Here is a 17,327-nt window from a genome sequence, read left to right as displayed (position 1 = left end):
GCGAGGTTTTTCGTGACATCGAAACTAAAATTATTTGATTTTAGCTTCTTTGTACAGAACGTGCTGACGGACAACTGGATCGAACTTTTTCAGTTCCAGTTTTTCCGGCTTAGTACGCTTGTTCTTCGTGGTGGTGTAGAAGTGACCAGTACCAGCGGAAGAAACCAGCTTGATTTTCTCACGAATACCTTTAGCCATGATTTAATTCCTCTTAGTACTTAGTACTTTTCGCCACGGGCACGGATGTCAGCCAGAACTGAATCGATGCCTTTCTTATCAATAACACGCATACCTTTAGCAGATACACGCAGGGTGACAAAGCGCTTCTCGCTCTCAACCCAGAAACGGTGAGAGTGCAGGTTCGGCAGGAAACGGCGTTTAGTCGCGTTCAGTGCGTGGGAACGGTTGTTACCGGTCACCGGACGCTTGCCAGTTACTTGGCAGACTCGGGACATGTCTATTCTCCAAAAATCAAATTAGCTCGAGCTTCGTATGGGGTATTGGCGCCTCGTCAGGCTTTACAGCCCGGTTATCGCAAGTTCTAAGGAACCTACAATTGCCAGGCCCAAATGCCAAACCCGAGATTCTCAAAGGTGGCGTAGTATACGCTGACTCCGCGGTGTGCTCAAGTCCCGAACAGACAAAGATCCCGATGGATCGCTAAATCCAGCCCTCTTCGGCGAAGGAAACTATTTCACCTTTGCCGACAATCAGGTGATCGAGGACGCTTATCTCCATGAAGTTGCAACACTTTATCACTCTTTCCGTAATGATTCTATCCGCTTTGCTGGGCTGTGCGCTGCCTGACGGATGATTGTGTGCGAGGATCAGACCAGCGGCGTTGACCTTCATGGCCTCACGCACTATCTCGCGGGGATGCACCTCCACATGGCTCAGGGTGCCGCTGAACAGCCTGCAGTGCTTAAGAACCCGATTTTTGTTGTCCAGGAAGATGACCAGAAAGATCTCACGTTCTTCATGCGCCAGCTGGCTTTGCAGAAATTCCCGGGTGATATCCGGGCTGCTGAGCGGGTCATCAAGGACCATCAGGCGAACGTTAAAAAAGCGCCGCGCCAGTTCGGCAATGCCTTTAAGCTGGGCGTATTTAGCGATGCCAATGCCTTCTATTTGCAGCAAATCTTGTTCACGAGCCGAAAGTAGCCCATGCAGTGAACCAAAGTGGTTGAGCAAATGTTCCGCGTAGGAAAGCACTCCATACCGCCGCGTACCGGTGCGCAGGAACAGCGCCAGCAGCTCCACATCAGATAATTTATCAATGCCGTCAATCTGCATCTTTTCGCGCGGCAACATTGACTCAATCGTGTTCATACCTCTCCCCCTACAGCCGTGCTTTATAGTGCCATGGCTACCTTTCGCCTGACGACGCACCCTTGCAAAAGTTGCGTAGCGCCTCGCAAAGTGAATTTTCCTTTGCATCACGACAGCAGAGGGATTGTGATAAAATGGCCGAATTCCACTCTCCTTCACAGGAAAGCATCATGATGAGCCTGGCCGGTAAAAAAATCGTTCTCGGCGTCAGCGGCGGTATTGCTGCGTATAAAACGCCGGAGCTGGTGCGTCGTTTGCGTGAACGAGGCGCCGATGTTCGTGTCGCCATGACCGAAGCAGCAAAAGCCTTCATTACTCCACTGAGCCTGCAGGCCGTTTCCGGCTACCCGGTATCTGACAGCCTGCTGGATCCGGCCGCTGAAGCGGCTATGGGCCACATTGAACTCGGGAAATGGGCCGATCTGGTTATTCTGGCGCCGGCCACCGCCGACCTTATCGCCCGCGTTGCTGCGGGTATGGCGAACGATTTAGTCTCCACCATTTGCCTGGCCACGCCTTCACCCGTTGCCGTAGTGCCCGCAATGAATCAGCAGATGTACCGCGCGGCGGCCACGCAGCACAATCTGGAGACCCTCTCCTCGCGGGGTCTGCTGATCTGGGGCCCGGACAGCGGAAGCCAGGCCTGCGGTGATGTCGGTCCTGGTCGCATGCTCGATCCGCTGGTGATTGTCGACATGGCAGCTGCGCATTTTTCTCCTGTCAAAGATCTGCAACATCTCAATATCATGATTACCGCTGGCCCCACCCGGGAGCCGCTGGACCCGGTGCGCTACATCACTAATCACAGCTCCGGGAAGATGGGATTCGCGATTGCCGCTGCCGCAGCACAGCGCGGGGCGAACGTCACGCTGGTTAGCGGCCCGGTATCACTGGCGACGCCACCCTTTGTTCAGCGCCTTGACGTTACCACCGCGCTGGAGATGGAAACGGCGGTCCAGCAGAACGTTCAGAAGCAGCACATTTTCATTGGTTGTGCCGCCGTGGCGGACTACCGCGCCGCGGCCATTGCTGATGAGAAAATCAAAAAGCAAGGCGATGAATTAACGATAAAAATGGTGAAAAACCCGGATATCGTTGCCGGTGTAGCCGCGCTGAAAACTTCTCGTCCTTATGTCGTAGGGTTTGCCGCAGAAACGAATAATGTGGAAGAATATGCGCAGCAAAAACGAGCCCGCAAGAACCTTGATCTGATTTGCGCCAACGATGTGTCGCAGAAAAATCAAGGATTTAATAGCGATAGCAATGCTTTACACCTTTTCTGGCAGGATGGAGATAAAGTCTTACCGCTTGCGCGAAAGGAACTCCTGGGCCAACTACTATTGGACGAGATCGTGACCCGTTATGATGAAAAAAATCGACGTTAAGATTCTGGACCCGCGCGTTGGCGAGCAATTCCCGCTGCCGACTTACGCCACCTCCGGCTCTGCCGGACTTGACCTGCGAGCCTGTCTTGATGACGCCGTAGAACTGGCCCCAGGTGCCACCACGCTGTTGCCAACCGGTCTGGCCATTCACATTGCCGACTCGTCTCTGGCGGCCGTGATCCTGCCGCGTTCTGGCCTCGGTCATAAGCATGGCGTGGTGCTCGGCAACCTGGTGGGTCTTATCGATTCTGACTATCAGGGCCAGCTGATGGTTTCCGTCTGGAACCGTGGCCAGCAGAGCTTCACAATCGAACCGGGCGAGCGTATTGCCCAGATGGTGTTCGTGCCCGTCGTTCAGGCAGAATTCAACCTGGTGGAAGAGTTTGACGCCACCGATCGTGGCGAAGGCGGCTTCGGCCATTCAGGGCGCAAATAAGCCGTTCTGAAGCAGCATCCTGCAGCGAAATAATGCAATAACATCACCGCAAGCGACCGTTTGCGGTCACTGTGTGGATGTGCGCCTGGCGAGTGTTTATTTTCAGGGGTATTTGACAACATGGCAGAAAAACAAACCGCGAAAAGGAATCGTCGCGAAGAAATACTTCAATCTCTGGCGCTGATGCTTGAATCCAGTGACGGCAGTCAACGTATCACAACCGCAAAACTGGCGGCGTCCGTTGGCGTTTCTGAAGCCGCGCTGTACCGCCATTTTCCGAGCAAAACCCGGATGTTCGACAGCCTGATTGAGTTTATCGAAGACAGCCTGATTACGCGCATTAATCTGATTCTGAAAGATGAGAAAGATACCGGCGCTCGCCTGCGCCTGATTGTGCTGCTGGTGCTTGGCTTTGGTGAACGTAACCCAGGCCTGACGCGCATTCTCACCGGCCACGCCCTGATGTTTGAGCAGGACAGACTGCAGGGCCGCATCAATCAGCTTTTTGAACGTATTGAAGCTCAGCTGCGCCAGGTGCTCCGCGAAAAGAAAATGCGTGAAGGTGAAGGCTACACCATGGACGAAACGCTGCTGGCGAGCCAGCTACTGGCGTTTTGCGAAGGGATGCTTTCCCGGTTTGTGCGCAGTGAATTCAAATACCGTCCGACGGATGATTTTGACGCCCGCTGGCCTTTAGTGGCCGCACAGCTGCAGTAACATTGCTGCCGGATGCCGGCTTCGTCTTATCCGGCCTGTGGGTTTCACAGGCCCGGTAAGCACAGCGCCACCGGGCATTTCCTTATACGCCAAACTCTTCGCGATAAGCGCGAACCGCCGCCAGATGGTCAGCCATTTCCGGCTTCTCTTCCAGATAGGCAATCAGATCTTTCAGGGTAATGATGGAAATCACCTGGCAGCTGTAGTCGCGTTCCACTTCCTGAATCGCAGAAATTTCGCCACGTCCGCGCTCCTGACGATCCAGTGAAATCAGCACGCCCGCAAGCGTCGCACCGTTCGCCTGAATGATTTCCATGGATTCGCGAATCGCAGTGCCTGCGGTGATCACGTCATCCACCAGCATGACACGCCCTTCGAGCGCGCTGCCGACCAGATTGCCGCCTTCCCCGTGGTCTTTCGCTTCTTTACGGTTGAAGCAGTACGGAACGTCACGTTCGTGATGTTCCGCCAGCGCCACTGCGGTGGTGGTGGCAATCGGAATCCCTTTGTATGCCGGGCCAAACAGCAAGTCGAAATCAATCTTTGAATCCACTAACGCCTCAGCGTAGAAGCGGCCCAGCAGAGCTAAGTCACGGCCGGTATTGAACAGCCCGGCATTAAAAAAGTAAGGGCTTTTGCGCCCGGATTTCAGCGTGAACTCGCCGAACTTCAATACCTGCTTGTTAAGCGCAAACTCAATAAACTGGCGCTGATACGGTTTCATGGATTCGCTCCTCATCTTACTTTTCTGTTTTGCTTTTCTGTGGACAAAAAAAAGGGCGACATCGTCGCCCTTAATATCAATTTTCTAACGCCGCTTTCTGCGTCGTGACAATAGATTCAATCCCCCCTCTGGCCAACGCCAGCAGGGTCAGTAATTCTTCATGGGTGAACGGTTCGCCTTCTGCCGTGCCCTGCACTTCAATGATGCGACCGTCTTCGGTCATCACCACGTTCATGTCCGTTTCGGCGGCGGAGTCTTCGACGTATTCCAGGTCGCAGAGCGCTTCGCCGTTCACAATTCCGACGGAAACCGCAGCAACCATGCCTTTCATCGGATTCGTTTTGAGCTTGCCTGCAACAACCAGATTGTTCAGTGCGTCAGCAAGTGCCACGCAGGCACCGGTAATGGAAGCTGTGCGCGTGCCGCCATCGGCCTGAATCACGTCACAGTCCAGAGTGATGGTGAATTCGCCCAGTGCTTTCAGATCCACGGCCGCACGCAGGGCACGGGCAATCAGGCGCTGAATTTCCATGGTACGGCCACCCTGCTTCCCTTTTGCCGCTTCGCGGGCATTACGGGTGTGGGTCGCACGCGGCAGCATGCCGTATTCGGCGGTGATCCAGCCCTGGCCCTGACCTTTCAGGAAACGCGGTACGCCTTCATCAATGGAGGCGGTGCAGAGCACTTTGGTGTCACCGAATTCGACGAGCACAGAGCCTTCAGCGTGTTTGGTGTAGTTACGGGTCAGGGTTACGGGACGCACCTGATGAGCGCTACGGCCTGCTGGACGCATGATGAAATCTCCGGCTTAAAACGAATGTGGCTGCGCATTATACGGATTAAACGCGCTTATTCCTATCATGAGAAAGCCCCGGTAGCTATAATCCCCCCATCTCTCCTTTAAAAACAGGAACGTCTATGATCCGCAGTATGACCGCCTACGCCCGCCGTGAAATCAAGGGCACATGGGGCAGCGCCGCGTGGGAACTGCGCTCGGTAAACCAGCGTTATCTCGAAACTTACTTCCGCATGCCCGAACAGTTCCGTAGCCTTGAACCTGTAGTACGCGAACGTATCCGTACCCGCCTGACGCGCGGCAAAGTTGAATGTACCCTGCGCTTTGAGCAGGATCCCGGCGCACAAGGGGAGCTTATCCTCAATGAAAACCTCGCCAGGCAGCTGGTCAACGCGGCTAACTGGGTCAAAATGCAGAGCGATGAGGGTGAGATTAACCCGGTCGACATTCTGCGCTGGCCCGGCGTCATGGCTGCTCAGGAGCAGGACCTTGATGCCATCACCGCTGAAATTCTGTCCGCCCTGGATGGTGCTCTCGATGACTTCATTGTGGCGCGTGAAACCGAAGGCAAGGCGCTGAAAACACTCATCGAACAGCGACTTGACGGTGTGAGTGCGGAAGTGGTTAAAGTCCGTGCTCATATGCCAGAAATCCTCCAGTGGCAGCGTGAGCGCCTGGTTGCAAAACTCGAAGAGGCTCAGGTTCAGCTCGAGAACAACCGTCTTGAGCAGGAGCTGGTGATGATGGCTCAGCGCATCGACGTGGCCGAAGAGCTGGACCGCCTCGAAGCCCATGTTAAAGAGACCTGGAACATCCTGAAGAAAAAAGAAGCCGTTGGCCGTCGTCTCGACTTCATGATGCAGGAGTTCAACCGCGAATCAAACACGCTGGCATCTAAGTCCATTAATGCAGAGGTTACTGCTTCAGCCATTGAGCTGAAGGTGCTGATCGAGCAAATGCGCGAGCAGATTCAAAATATCGAGTAAATTCTTTTAAAGTCCACTGAGATACATAAGCCCATGTTAAATGGGCTTTTTTATTTAAATCATAGTCTATTAAAGACCACTTAGATACATTAAAAACCACCAATAAGTGGGGAGTAAAACGGGGAGCGCTTTTGCTTTACTAGTCTCATCTGGCAGTTTATAACCATATACCCCCCACGACGATTTTTAATCAGGATAGGTATATGGCCTCACTCACTGTCAGGACGGTTCAGGCTCTCATCAAAGCAGGAGAACCGGGGAAGTTTGGAGATGGGCGAGGCTTGTACCTGAAAGTCCCACAAAAAGGTGAGGCGTATTGGATGCTTCGATACACAATCGGCTCTAAGAGACGAGAACTCACACTTGGCAAGGTATCCCATCTATCTCTGTCTGAGGTACGTAGCCTCGCTGAGGATACTCGAAGAAAAGTTGCCACCGGAGATGATCCTATTGCTGAACGGAAACTTAACCGACCGAAGCAAATCACAACGGTAGATGGATTGTTTGAAGACTGGCACAAAGACCTGGTTAGGCGGTTGAAGCATCCACAAATCCCAGAAAGGGTATACAAGAAGGATATTGCCCCTACTATTGGTCAACTTTCTTTGACGAAGATAACCCCCATTGATATCCGGTCAATTCTGCAAAAAATTACAGATAGCGGAAGGCCAACCATTTCAAACGATGCCCTACTCTACATGAAGCAACTCTTTGACCACGGCATTAAGCTTGGGCTGCTTCAGAGCAACCCAGCAATGGCGTTCAAGGTCAATGATGCAGGTGGAATCGAAAAAAGCAGAGAAAGAGCATTAAGTCTGGAAGAAATTGGTCAGGTGTTTAAAGTTTTCAGAGAACACTCTGACAGCTTCTCTCGTGATAACTACCTTGCCTGTGCTCTGCTACTACTCCTTGCTGTTCGCAAAAGTGAGCTAACCGAGGCTCCTTGGGCAGAATTCGATTTGGATGAGAAAAAATGGTCTTTACCAAAAGAAAGGAGTAAGTCAGGAGTGGGCATTGTGATTCCGCTACCACCACTGGCAATTGAAATGTTAAAAGAGCTAAAGGTCAGAGCTTTTGGTTCTGATTATGTCTTTCCTAACCGCAGATCCAGTAAGAATCTACATATGGGAAAAGATACCCTCAACAGGGCGATAGCCAAGCTATTCGGGGTAGAACCGGGTAAGAGGAAGCAACCACCTAATGTAATGGGTAATATTGAATATTTCACAGTCCATGACTTACGAAGGACTTGCAGAAGTTTACTTGCATCACTGTCTGTTCCCCCACATGTCGCAGAAAGATGTCTGAACCACAAGCTGAAGGGTGTAGAAGCTATTTATGACAGATATGATTACTTTGAAGAAAGAAAAGATGCTCTTAAGAAGTTAGCTGGAACATTTGAAAAATATACTAAGAATAGCTGTTAGCAAAAGGAAAAACCGTCATGATGAAGAATGAAGTCTTGTTAAAAAAACTTACGGATTTATTGAGTACTCATGCTTACACAATGAAAAACTTGACAGCAATTGGTTTGAATGATGGAGCAGTGCTATCTGAAGATCTTTATTTAAAAATTGGAAATAATCTATTTGGTATAAGTTTAACAAACACAAATATTGATAAAATAAATCAGGATACAATAGATTTATACGATGAAAAAGAGAGTATCGCAATACAAGTTACCGTAAGGACAGATAAAGTAAAAATACAATCAACGATTGATAATTTTATTAAGAAAAACCATTATCTGAAATACAATAAACTATATTTTCTAATTATCGATAATGGTAGAAAAGAAGATTATTATAAAGGTACCTTTAACACAGAAAATAAATTTGATTTTAACATTGAAAATAATGTATTTCTTATAAGAGACATAATAGCAAAAGCTAGGGGTTTAGATATAAACTCTTTAGACACTTTAGTCTCAAATGTTAGTGAATACATTGATTTTCCGAGCACAAAAAAATCAGAAAGAACTGAATTATGGAATCGTATTAGCACTTTATCAAATCATGTAAATTACGCACTTGAACCAGACCCTACAGGATTGAGAGTTTACGACCCTGTTCAAGAGCTTGAAAATTCATTAAAAGCGATTTCAGAATTGTTATTATTTTTAAGAATGAACAGAATTCATTTGGATACTGACATCATAAATTCTGTCAATGAAATTATAGCAAATGCATCAGACACAATTGATTTTACACGAATATACACAAAGCGCAGAAATCCAGGTTCGGATATATCGCTGCAAGACTGGATAAATGCAACGAATAAAAAAGACATATTCAATAAAACAGTATCAAAAATAGAGGGGTTGTTAAGACAAAATACATAGCCCTACAAATGATAAAAAGGGGATTAAATGAAATACAAAATAAATATAAGATGGGAGGAAACAAACATCCATTTTACAAAGCATAAAACTATTAATTATAAAAATAAAACATTTTTCTTTAAATTAGAAAACAATATAATTTATAGGAAGAGTGGTAATTTCCCTGTTATTGAAAACGAGCCAGACAATACCTTATTCATTGTATCAAAGGTAGATAATAACAATTATATTTTGGAAAGCACAGGGATACATAAGGATGAGTATTTTGACATTGAACAAAAAGTGTTGGATAAATTTAATAGTATGGCTTTCAAAGCAGGAATGACAAAAACGGAATTACGTTTTTTAACATCATGCCCGTCCTGCTTTATGTATAAATATATTATTGACGAGAAGGTTGATTTAGTCTTTGTAAGCATCCCATTAATAGATGATTTATATGACTTAAGTATTAATGCGCCGATACCATTGATTAACATCACAAAAATGGAAACATGAGCAATAATCTTTAAAAGATACTCAATTATATCATGCCTAAATCAATAACATTCAGCTCCTAAAAATACATGGCAAGAGGTATTGTTGCGAAGCTATATTATGTTGTCCACTACTATACCTATTACCAATCCAAGTAAGAAATTCAAAATCGGAGCTTGGTAGGATTTCGTTCACGTCAGGTCTGAGAGCTTTTGAACAACTTGAAGACGTTGACGTTCTTTTCATAAAATATAAAATACACCATAATCAATGAGTTAAGTACTTATTGTTTGAATTCATCTTATGGGATGAAAAAAATTGAAACTCTGCTTCGTTATACGTAAATTACTAAGTTAGACAATTGATTACTTAACGTACATCTCTGGGACTTACCATAACTTCTTGAAATTATTAAAAAAAGGCAGGGAAGTAAATGAATTTTGATACTATACACATCAACAACCTTTTACTGGATTTAGACAACCCACGCTTTCCAAGAATTGTAGAAAGCCAACGAGAAGCAGTAAACTTAATGATTGAAATTCAATCAGTTAAGATTGAAGCTTTGGCAAAAGACATATCAGAATTTGGATTAGATCCTTCTGAGCGATTAATTGTTTATAAAAATGATCTTTCTGATAACCAAAAAGCATATACAGTAGCTGAAGGTAATCGTCGCCTAACGGCTTTGAAGCTCTTGCAGGAGCCAGAACTTTCAGATGATGAAAAGTTAAAATCGCGCATAAAAAAAATAATACAAATTAGTAATCAATTACCAAATGAAATTGATTGTGTTGTTTTTGACACTCCTGAAGATTTTGAACATTGGGTTAATTTAAAACACAGTGGACAAAATAATGGGGCAGGACGTGTTCGTTGGGATACAAAAGAACAAGAGAGATATCAGTCAAAAAATGGTAATTCATCATTTGGAAGCCAATTCTTAAAATTCTTGGAAAACGAAAAAAAACTTGAGGAAAAAGTCCCATCAGATTTTAGCATATTGAAAATCACGAATATTACTCGTTTATTAGGCGATCCAGATGTTAGGGAAGCACTTGGGCTTGAAGTAATCAATGCAAAATTGTTCTGTAGTCAAAATAAAGCAAGATTCATAGATGAAATATCAAAAATAATTAATGCTATGTTGGAAGTAGATGATAAGGGTAGGCCTATTTTTACCGTTAACAAAATAAGGCATAAAACTGATCGTCGTGATGTATTAAATGAGTTAAATATTACTAAACCTAACATAAAACTCAGAAAGCTGTGGGAATTATCTGATCCAAACTCTTATAAAGAAGATAATGAGGAGAAATATCATTCTAACTCATCATCAGATAATAAAAGTAATTCAAAGAACGATGAATATAAAAATAATAGTTCACAAAGTGAAACTACAGAATCAGAATCAAAACAAAAGAATGAAAACAAAGCTCATAACAGCAATAAGAAAGACGAACAAAGTGTTAAGCACAATCCCAATCGAAATAATTTGATACCAAGTAATGTAAAATATAATTTCGACAATAAGAAATGCAGGAAAATATATGATGAACTGAAAGGTAAATTAAGACATGATGAATGCCCGATGTCCATTTCAGTCCTATTTAGAGCATTTTTAGAATTATCTTTGATTTGCTATTTAGATAAAAACAATATTAATCTAAAAAAACAACAACAAGGACTTCATGATAAAGTCGTTGCTGTAAGTAATGATCTTAAAGACAAAGGAATTCTAACAAATAGCCAGGTATCCTCAGTCCAGTCAGTATCTTCAAGCATAACGGTGAGCCAAGGTTCATTACAGCAATACATGCATAATAAAGACACGCTTCCTGATAAAAGCTCGTTAAACACCCAGTTTGACAATCTCCATTGTCTCTTCTCGGCAATATGGAAATGAGACAACCCCTCGCCTTTCAAGCGAGGGGTGCCACACACAAATGGATATGTTATAATGACTAAAAATCATACTTAATCAACGGTAAAAAATGGCATTCTATACACCTTTAAGATATCCAGGCGGTAAAGGTAAGCTTGCTTATTACTTAAAAGGGATTATCAAGCATAACTCCCTTTTGGATTGCCATTACATTGAACCTTTTGCTGGTGGAGCTGGTGTCGCACTCGAACTCTTGATGCAAGAATATGTCCATAAAGTTACGATTAACGATTATGATCCGGCCATATATTCATTCTGGCACTCAATTTTAAATAATTGTGAAGAATTTTGTGAAAAAATTCATCAGACAGAAGTTTCAATGAATACTTGGTACGAGCAAAAGGAAATATTAAGCGCAAACAGCTATGATGATCTCCTTTCATTAGGCTTTGCTGCATTTTTTATGAACAGAACAAACCGTTCTGGAATATTGAATGCCGGAGTTATTGGTGGAAAGGCTCAAGCTGGTAAATGGAAACTTGACGTAAGATTCAACAAAGAAGACTTAGTTAATAGAATAAAAAGAATAGCAGCATATAAAGATAGGATAATAATACAGAACAAGGACACCTTGGATTTACTAATAGATTTAAGCATAAAGTCGCATGAAAATACGCTTATGTATTTAGATCCTCCTTATTATGTTAAAGGACAGGAACTTTATAGAAACTTCTATGAACATCAGGATCATGTTGACATCAAAAATCAACTCTTAAAGATGCCAATCTTGCATTGGATTGCAACCTATGACAACACGGAGCAAATCAAAGAGATATACAAGGGACAAACAATAATTGATTTTGATCTGCAATATTCAGCACAATCTAAAAGAGTTGGCTCAGAAGTAATCATTTTCTCAAAGAATCTAAAAATTCCATCCGTGGAGTTAGGGAAGAAAAAAATTAAAGAGACCGTTTCTTAAATTTATAGAATGGTAGGATAAAATGATTAAGAATATAGATTTTGTTAGTTTTAAAAAGCTCAAAGGGATAAATCTTTCCTTCGACAGTCATCTAAACGTGATTTCTGGCACTAACGGCGCATGTAAAACAACATTACTTCATCTAATAAGCAATGCATTTCAAATGCCTACCGCAAGATCTAACCCGCATATAAATAGTAAGTGCATAAAAATAATAAAAGATATAAATAAAATAGCTAACCCTAAAATGGAAGCCATTGTTAAAGATTCAAAATATACTGATCCAGCAGATGGTATTAAAGGTAAGCTATTTAGTGTAAATTATTTAGATGATCAAACCCTTGATTTTAGAAAGCATAACTCTAAAGATGATAATTTAGCTCAACGATACGCTCTAAAACCAATGTATTCGAGAGGGAAGCCAAAAGAATCACTTCCTTCAAGACCCGTAATTTATTTAGGTTTATCAAGGTTATTCCCAATCGGAGAAACAAAAGACTCTGATATATCTATCCAAAGATCTAACCTTCCTGATGAATATAATAATTTGATCTCGAATATATATAAGGAGTTTTTAGGTTTCGAAATTAGTAATATAGCATCTAATAGTATTAATGATTTTAAGTCCGGCCCAGAATTCAAAACGAATAATCCTGATATAGATTCGAACACTATCTCTTCCGGGGAAGATAACCTTTTTATCATATTAAAAGCTTTGGTAAGCCTAAGATTCTATTACCAATCATTGACCGAATCGATTCATGACAAAGAAAGCATTCTCCTTATAGATGAATTTGATGCTACTCTTCACCCATATTTGCAAACTAAATTATTAGAAAAGATGAACGAATATGCGAAGGAATATAAAATACAAATATTCTTAACAACGCATAGCCTATCATTATTAAAATTTTCTTCTAATTCAAAAATAAAAATAACATATTTGATTAATGACCATAGTAATATAATAAGTTTAGAAGACCCAAGCTATATAAAAATAAAAATGTTTTTACAAAACAAAAGCAAGGATAGCACTTACAGTCGACACAAAATACCTGTATTTACCGAAGACCCAGAGGCACGCTATTTATTTAATGAGATTTTTAACTACTGGACGTCAAAAAGGCCTGAATTAGCAGCAGTAAGAGATTGTTTCCATCTCGTAGATTGTTCTATTGGTGCCAACAATTTAAAAACTATTTTCGATGATCCATTTCTTATGGAGACATCATTAAAGTCTATTTGTATATATGACGGTGATCATCAAGGTGATGTAAGAAAAAGCACAATTTCTCTCCCTGGGAAAAAATCCCCAGAGGAATTTATCCTTGAACATTGTGAGACCGTTCTAAAAGAAGATGATGCTTCATTTTGGCGTAATCCTGATATATATAACCTTGGTTTTACGAAAGATTATTATCTCACAGAAATTCAACCATTAATAAACACTATAAAAATGCAATATGAATCCATGAAAGAAAATAGTGAGTCTACTCATGGATACAAAAGAGCTAAATACAAAAAATTATTTAATGACCATAGAAATTACTTTACGATGATCACAAGAAATTGGATTGTCAGGGCTGAAAACCAAAAGGAATTAGAGTTCTTTTACAACGGTTTAAAGCAACTTTTTTATAAAGTCATGATACAAAACAATATTAGTAATGTAAAATGGACTACAGATTTTAACAGCATAGCCCAAGACTAAAAAATCAATATCTGTTTAAGCAAGGGCTAACTCATCGAAGCTACGCTTCTTTGAGTTCCCTTGTTTTTCGCCCTACGGTTGAAAAAGAAGAGCCGGGTCAAATTCAAAATATTGACATATCACATTTTTGAAATATAAATGTACAAAGTGCTGCAACGGAATTGCTCACAATAAAAGTAATACAAAACCTAATATACGAAAAGGAGCTTCTATGAAAGAAACTATAGGATTACCATTCTGTAAGAAAAACAACAAAGTCCCAGCTAAATCATTGCGTACTCATTGTGTCAGCGCCCGATTCAACCATGAAGAACTACAGCTTCTCGACACGAAACGCGGTGATAAAAGCAAGGGAGAGTGGCTTCGCTTAGCGTCCCTGGATAAGCTTCCTTTGTCCGTTCCTGCCATCAACTTAGAAGCCTGGAAATCTCTGAGCGAAATTTCACAGAAGCTGAACAAGCTTGTCGCTCATCTGGATAACAAAAGCCAGGGTAGCTCTCTGACGCAAACAGAACTATTCGCAGTGAAGCGCCAGATCTCTGAGCTTCGCATAAATCTTGTTGGTGCAGATCTATGGGGAGAAAGAAATGAATGAAAGGGATGCAAAAAATCAAAAGAGGAAAAACCTTTAACGGGCTAATTTCTTATTTATTAAAACCTGCTTCGCACCACAAATTAGATCCGAGTGTGGTTGGTGGCAATGTGATAGAAAGCTTCGCAGAAGCACTAAGTGCAGAGTTCAACGCTACGAAGCTCCTGCGCTCCGATGTCAGTAAACCTGTATGGCACAATTCTCTGCGTCTGCCTGCTGGTGAGAGTCTATCTATACAACGATGGAAAATGTTAGCCGATGACTATATGAAGCGTATGGGCTTCTCTGAAACGCATTTACGTGCATACGTGCTTCATGATGATAAAGATGGCCAACATATCCATATAGTAGCAAGCCGCATTGATGCAACATCCGGGAAGCTCTACTTAGGTAAAAATGAGAACCTTATCAGCACCCGTATCATCCAGGATCTTGAAAAAGACTACCAGCTAACACAAACCAAAGGTGCTGATGCACTAAAACCCTCTTCATCACCAGTAAAACGTAAAAAATCACGTAATGAAGCGATGCAGGAGAAAAGAACTGGCAAAAAATGCCCAAAAACAATCATACAAGAAGCTATAGATACGCTCATAACCAGCAAGATTTCAGAAGATGAGTTTGTGCAGCAGCTTGCAGCACAAAAGATAAAAGCAATTCCCAACAGGGCTTCAACCGGAAAAATGAACGGTTTTTCGTTTGAGTACGCCAACATTTCATTCAAGGCATCCCAATTAGGTAAAAAGTATTCATGGAAAAACTTAGAGCCGTTCATCATCATTGCTCCCCTTGCCGTAGATGACAGAAAAGCTTCCATTGCCTTCAATGCAACCAACCCAGAAGAAATTATCAGGATAGTGAAAGCTGATGCCGTAAGTTTTTTTGGTGGTATAGATGCAGAAAACACCCTGCTTCCTTTATCTGTCTTGCCTGTAGTAGATGATATCTATCAAGAGAAAGTTAAAACCACAGGTAAAAGCTATGTGGACGTAGCGATGCGATGGATAGAAACCATTCCTTTTATAGACACAATAGTCATCACCCTCAAAAAACTACGTAATCCATTGTTAAGGGCGTTTAAACAGCCTCCGAAGATTTTTTCGGCTACCCCCCTTTATATACACAATACCCCTCTTTCTGCTGTTGAAAAAACTATAAAATCAAACGTTTTTAGGTCGAAAATTTAGCATTATTTTTGCTGAAAGCAGCTATGCAATTGATTTTAGTATAATTAATCGATCGTCACAATCGATCGATTAATTACATATGATAGGCGAAACCTATCAGGATGAAAATATCGATCGGTACAAATGATTTGATAACTTTATAGCTTTGTACAAAATGTACTTTGAAGGAACTATCGGCTAATAGATTGATTTTACTAGCCTATTTACAATATCGTTATATCATACAGGAACAAACGTATGAAATTCTTCATGATGAAGCGTGTATTGCTGGCGATTGCACTCCCTATTATTGTTGCTTACTTTGGGGGTTCTAAAGTGATGTCAGTATATTGGGTTCCCATTTTTTTTATCAGCGCTATGTTATGTGCAACAGCTTTTGGTAAATATATTGTCAGGAAAAACAATGATGCGACATTCAATTACCTAAATGAAAACAATGATGGGATCTATCTTCATAAATTCAATGATTGTGAAATCCGGTTAGACACAAATAAACAAGAGATTTTCCTTAAAAATAGCGAAGGAGCAAATACATATTCTTTTGAGGAAATTAAAGAGTGGAGCTACAACATTACCTATGGTGGTGAAGTTGCAGGTACTGGATTAAGCAGTATCAGAGAAAACGGTAAAACATTAAGTCAAAACATCGCTGATACAGGTCTCTTTATCCGTGTAAAAGACGTTCGTAAACCAGAGTGGCATATCCAGTTCTATCCTCGTAATGATTCTTTTAACTCTCGTAAGGGCATTAATGATCTCAAAGCACAACTTAACCAATGGATGGAGATCTTTGACCAGAATTTGAATGCTGCATGAAATCAAAACACATCTTGCTTAAAACAGAGTCTATATCGAGGTAGATTCTGTTTAAGCATTTTTGTTATAGTTCGCTATATAGTTTACATTCTTATCTCTTAATGATTTTGCTAACACGGAACGATCATATTTTCTTTTTTCTGTTATAAAAACAGTTTCTGAATTAGCTTTATTCTTCATGATGAAGTGAATGAGTAATCCACACATTCTTCTTATTTTATCAGCATCGATTACTCTTTTTTCAACATTGTTAATAAAGCAGTAATAAGAGGTAAGCATAAAAGATAAAACAACATCTCTATTAGCTAACTCTATATTATCAATGTCATTTTTATACTTGATATAGAAACCAACACAAAAAAGGTAAGATTTATCAATTATATCTGATTCTGATAGTCCAGATTCTTCGAGTTTCTTCACGAAACGTTCAAAAAGAATTAGAAAACGTTCCATGCTATTTAGTTTTTCCATAATTTGCATCCTTGCAATTAATTATATCGTCCTGATATTGTATATCTACCATAAAATATCATTGAGTCAATAGGTATAACCTATCAATTGCATCTATCAATTTCAGGAAAGTAAGAATTTAGCTCGTTTTCTGTTATCCCTTTTAGATAACAACAATAATTTAGTTTAACATTTTCTTCATGCAAAACTTTATTAGCCATCTCTAATTCTTTAACTTTTATTTCGAGAGTGGCTATTCTTTTCTGTGCGGAGATTAGATTATCTGGCTTTTGTAAGCCTGTAGCTTCTCTTTTTAATACTTTTTTCTTAAATCTTAACGAGTCAACTATTTCTTTGTGTGTGTTTAGAGCTTGACGAGTAGGCCTCCTTCCTAACTTTCTAGATATAAGGGTACAGAGATTATCCCAAGTCAATTTATTTCTACTATCGTCCCAATTTGTTATACAACCTACAATATAATTAATCTCTCTTCTTGTTAAATGTTTCGCCATA

At 41.9% G+C, this 17,327-nt stretch carries 20 protein-coding genes; 13 read left to right on the top strand and 7 right to left on the bottom strand.

All coding sequences use genetic code 11. The features are described from left to right. Nucleotides 1–30: 30 nt before the first annotated feature. From rpmG to radC, 3 genes are all read right to left on the bottom strand, one after another. Nucleotides 31–198, bottom strand: a complete 168-nt coding sequence (gene rpmG, locus RTU33_RS13280; protein WP_003024094.1) for a 50S ribosomal protein L33 — start codon at nt 196–198, stop codon at nt 31–33. A gap of 20 nt (nt 199–218) precedes the next feature. Then, nucleotides 219–455, bottom strand: coding sequence for a 50S ribosomal protein L28 (rpmB, locus tag RTU33_RS13275; protein ID WP_312627958.1), 237 nt, complete (start codon nt 453–455; stop codon nt 219–221). Nucleotides 456–660: 205 nt separating this feature from the next. Then, nucleotides 661–1,329 (bottom strand): RadC family protein, encoded by a 669-nt coding sequence (radC, locus tag RTU33_RS13270; protein WP_312627957.1) that lies wholly within the window; start codon nt 1,327–1,329, stop codon nt 661–663. A 173-nt stretch (nt 1,330–1,502) separates the two neighbouring features. Here radC and coaBC point away from each other — a divergent pair, with 173 nt between their 5' ends. The 3 genes from coaBC to slmA all read left to right on the top strand — a co-directional run bounded on the left by coaBC (nt 1,503) and on the right by slmA (nt 3,867). Next, nucleotides 1,503–2,714, top strand: a complete 1,212-nt coding sequence (gene coaBC, locus RTU33_RS13265) for a bifunctional phosphopantothenoylcysteine decarboxylase/phosphopantothenate--cysteine ligase CoaBC (RefSeq protein ID WP_312628041.1) — start codon at nt 1,503–1,505, stop codon at nt 2,712–2,714. Further along, nucleotides 2,692–3,150, top strand: a complete 459-nt coding sequence (gene dut / locus RTU33_RS13260; RefSeq protein ID WP_312627956.1) for a dUTP diphosphatase — start codon at nt 2,692–2,694, stop codon at nt 3,148–3,150. Before coaBC ends, dut begins: the two co-directional genes overlap by 23 nt. Nucleotides 3,151–3,270: 120 nt before the next feature. Beyond that, a complete protein-coding gene (gene slmA, locus RTU33_RS13255; RefSeq protein WP_312627955.1) occupies nt 3,271–3,867 on the top strand; it encodes a nucleoid occlusion factor SlmA in 597 nt (198 codons plus the stop codon). 82 nt (nt 3,868–3,949) lie between these two features. On the opposite strand, the gene pyrE is transcribed toward slmA, so the two are convergent. Together pyrE and rph are read right to left on the bottom strand one after the other, a co-directional pair. Further along, the gene (pyrE, locus tag RTU33_RS13250) at nt 3,950–4,591 is read right to left on the bottom strand and encodes an orotate phosphoribosyltransferase (RefSeq protein WP_312627954.1); all 642 of its coding nucleotides are present in this window, start codon (nt 4,589–4,591) and stop codon (nt 3,950–3,952) included. A gap of 76 nt (nt 4,592–4,667) precedes the next feature. Then, nucleotides 4,668–5,384 carry a ribonuclease PH gene (rph, locus tag RTU33_RS13245; RefSeq protein ID WP_312627953.1) on the bottom strand — a complete coding sequence of 239 codons (717 nt, stop codon included), beginning with the start codon at nt 5,382–5,384 and terminating at the stop codon, nt 4,668–4,670. A 125-nt stretch (nt 5,385–5,509) separates the two neighbouring features. Between rph and RTU33_RS13240 the strand changes: the two genes are divergently transcribed. From RTU33_RS13240 to RTU33_RS13195, 10 genes are all read left to right on the top strand, one after another. After that, entirely contained in the window at nt 5,510–6,373 is an 864-nt protein-coding gene (locus tag RTU33_RS13240) for a YicC/YloC family endoribonuclease (RefSeq protein ID WP_312627951.1), read from the top strand. A gap of 203 nt (nt 6,374–6,576) precedes the next feature. Then, the gene (locus RTU33_RS13235; protein WP_205067595.1) at nt 6,577–7,800 is read left to right on the top strand and encodes a site-specific integrase; all 1,224 of its coding nucleotides are present in this window, start codon (nt 6,577–6,579) and stop codon (nt 7,798–7,800) included. 17 nt (nt 7,801–7,817) lie between these two features. Further along, nucleotides 7,818–8,714 (top strand): SMEK domain-containing protein, encoded by an 897-nt coding sequence (locus RTU33_RS13230; protein WP_205067596.1) that lies wholly within the window; start codon nt 7,818–7,820, stop codon nt 8,712–8,714. A 27-nt stretch (nt 8,715–8,741) separates the two neighbouring features. After that, nucleotides 8,742–9,212, top strand: a complete 471-nt coding sequence (locus RTU33_RS13225) for a hypothetical protein (protein WP_205067597.1) — start codon at nt 8,742–8,744, stop codon at nt 9,210–9,212. A gap of 412 nt (nt 9,213–9,624) precedes the next feature. Continuing rightward, a complete protein-coding gene (locus RTU33_RS13220) occupies nt 9,625–11,097 on the top strand; it encodes a hypothetical protein (RefSeq protein WP_046623977.1) in 1,473 nt (490 codons plus the stop codon). 88 nt (nt 11,098–11,185) lie between these two features. Further along, nucleotides 11,186–12,058, top strand: coding sequence for a DNA adenine methylase (locus RTU33_RS13215; protein ID WP_021463360.1), 873 nt, complete (start codon nt 11,186–11,188; stop codon nt 12,056–12,058). Nucleotides 12,059–12,080: 22 nt separating this feature from the next. Then, nucleotides 12,081–13,769 carry an AAA family ATPase gene (locus tag RTU33_RS13210; RefSeq protein ID WP_205067598.1) on the top strand — a complete coding sequence of 563 codons (1,689 nt, stop codon included), beginning with the start codon at nt 12,081–12,083 and terminating at the stop codon, nt 13,767–13,769. Nucleotides 13,770–13,980: 211 nt separating this feature from the next. After that, complete coding sequence (locus RTU33_RS13205; RefSeq protein WP_205067599.1) at nt 13,981–14,364, top strand: hypothetical protein; 384 nt, start codon at nt 13,981–13,983, stop codon at nt 14,362–14,364. After that, complete coding sequence (locus RTU33_RS13200; RefSeq protein ID WP_205067600.1) at nt 14,361–15,548, top strand: relaxase/mobilization nuclease domain-containing protein; 1,188 nt, start codon at nt 14,361–14,363, stop codon at nt 15,546–15,548. Before RTU33_RS13205 ends, RTU33_RS13200 begins: the two co-directional genes overlap by 4 nt. Before the next feature lie 237 nt (nt 15,549–15,785). Continuing rightward, nucleotides 15,786–16,364: a DUF4755 domain-containing protein gene (locus tag RTU33_RS13195; protein WP_205067601.1), complete on the top strand. Its 579-nt coding sequence runs from the start codon at nt 15,786–15,788 to the stop codon at nt 16,362–16,364. A 51-nt stretch (nt 16,365–16,415) separates the two neighbouring features. On the opposite strand, the gene RTU33_RS13190 is transcribed toward RTU33_RS13195, so the two are convergent. After that, nucleotides 16,416–16,835 (bottom strand): hypothetical protein, encoded by a 420-nt coding sequence (locus RTU33_RS13190; RefSeq protein ID WP_142470228.1) that lies wholly within the window; start codon nt 16,833–16,835, stop codon nt 16,416–16,418. Nucleotides 16,836–16,918: 83 nt separating this feature from the next. Beyond that, complete coding sequence (locus tag RTU33_RS13185; RefSeq protein ID WP_096960497.1) at nt 16,919–17,326, bottom strand: hypothetical protein; 408 nt, start codon at nt 17,324–17,326, stop codon at nt 16,919–16,921. Nucleotide 17,327 lies beyond the last annotated feature (1 nt).

It is taken from the genome of Scandinavium sp. (assembly GCF_032012665.1).
Taxonomy (GTDB): Bacteria; Pseudomonadota; Gammaproteobacteria; order Enterobacterales; family Enterobacteriaceae; genus Scandinavium.
This window is presented reverse-complemented; position numbering and strand designations above follow the sequence as displayed.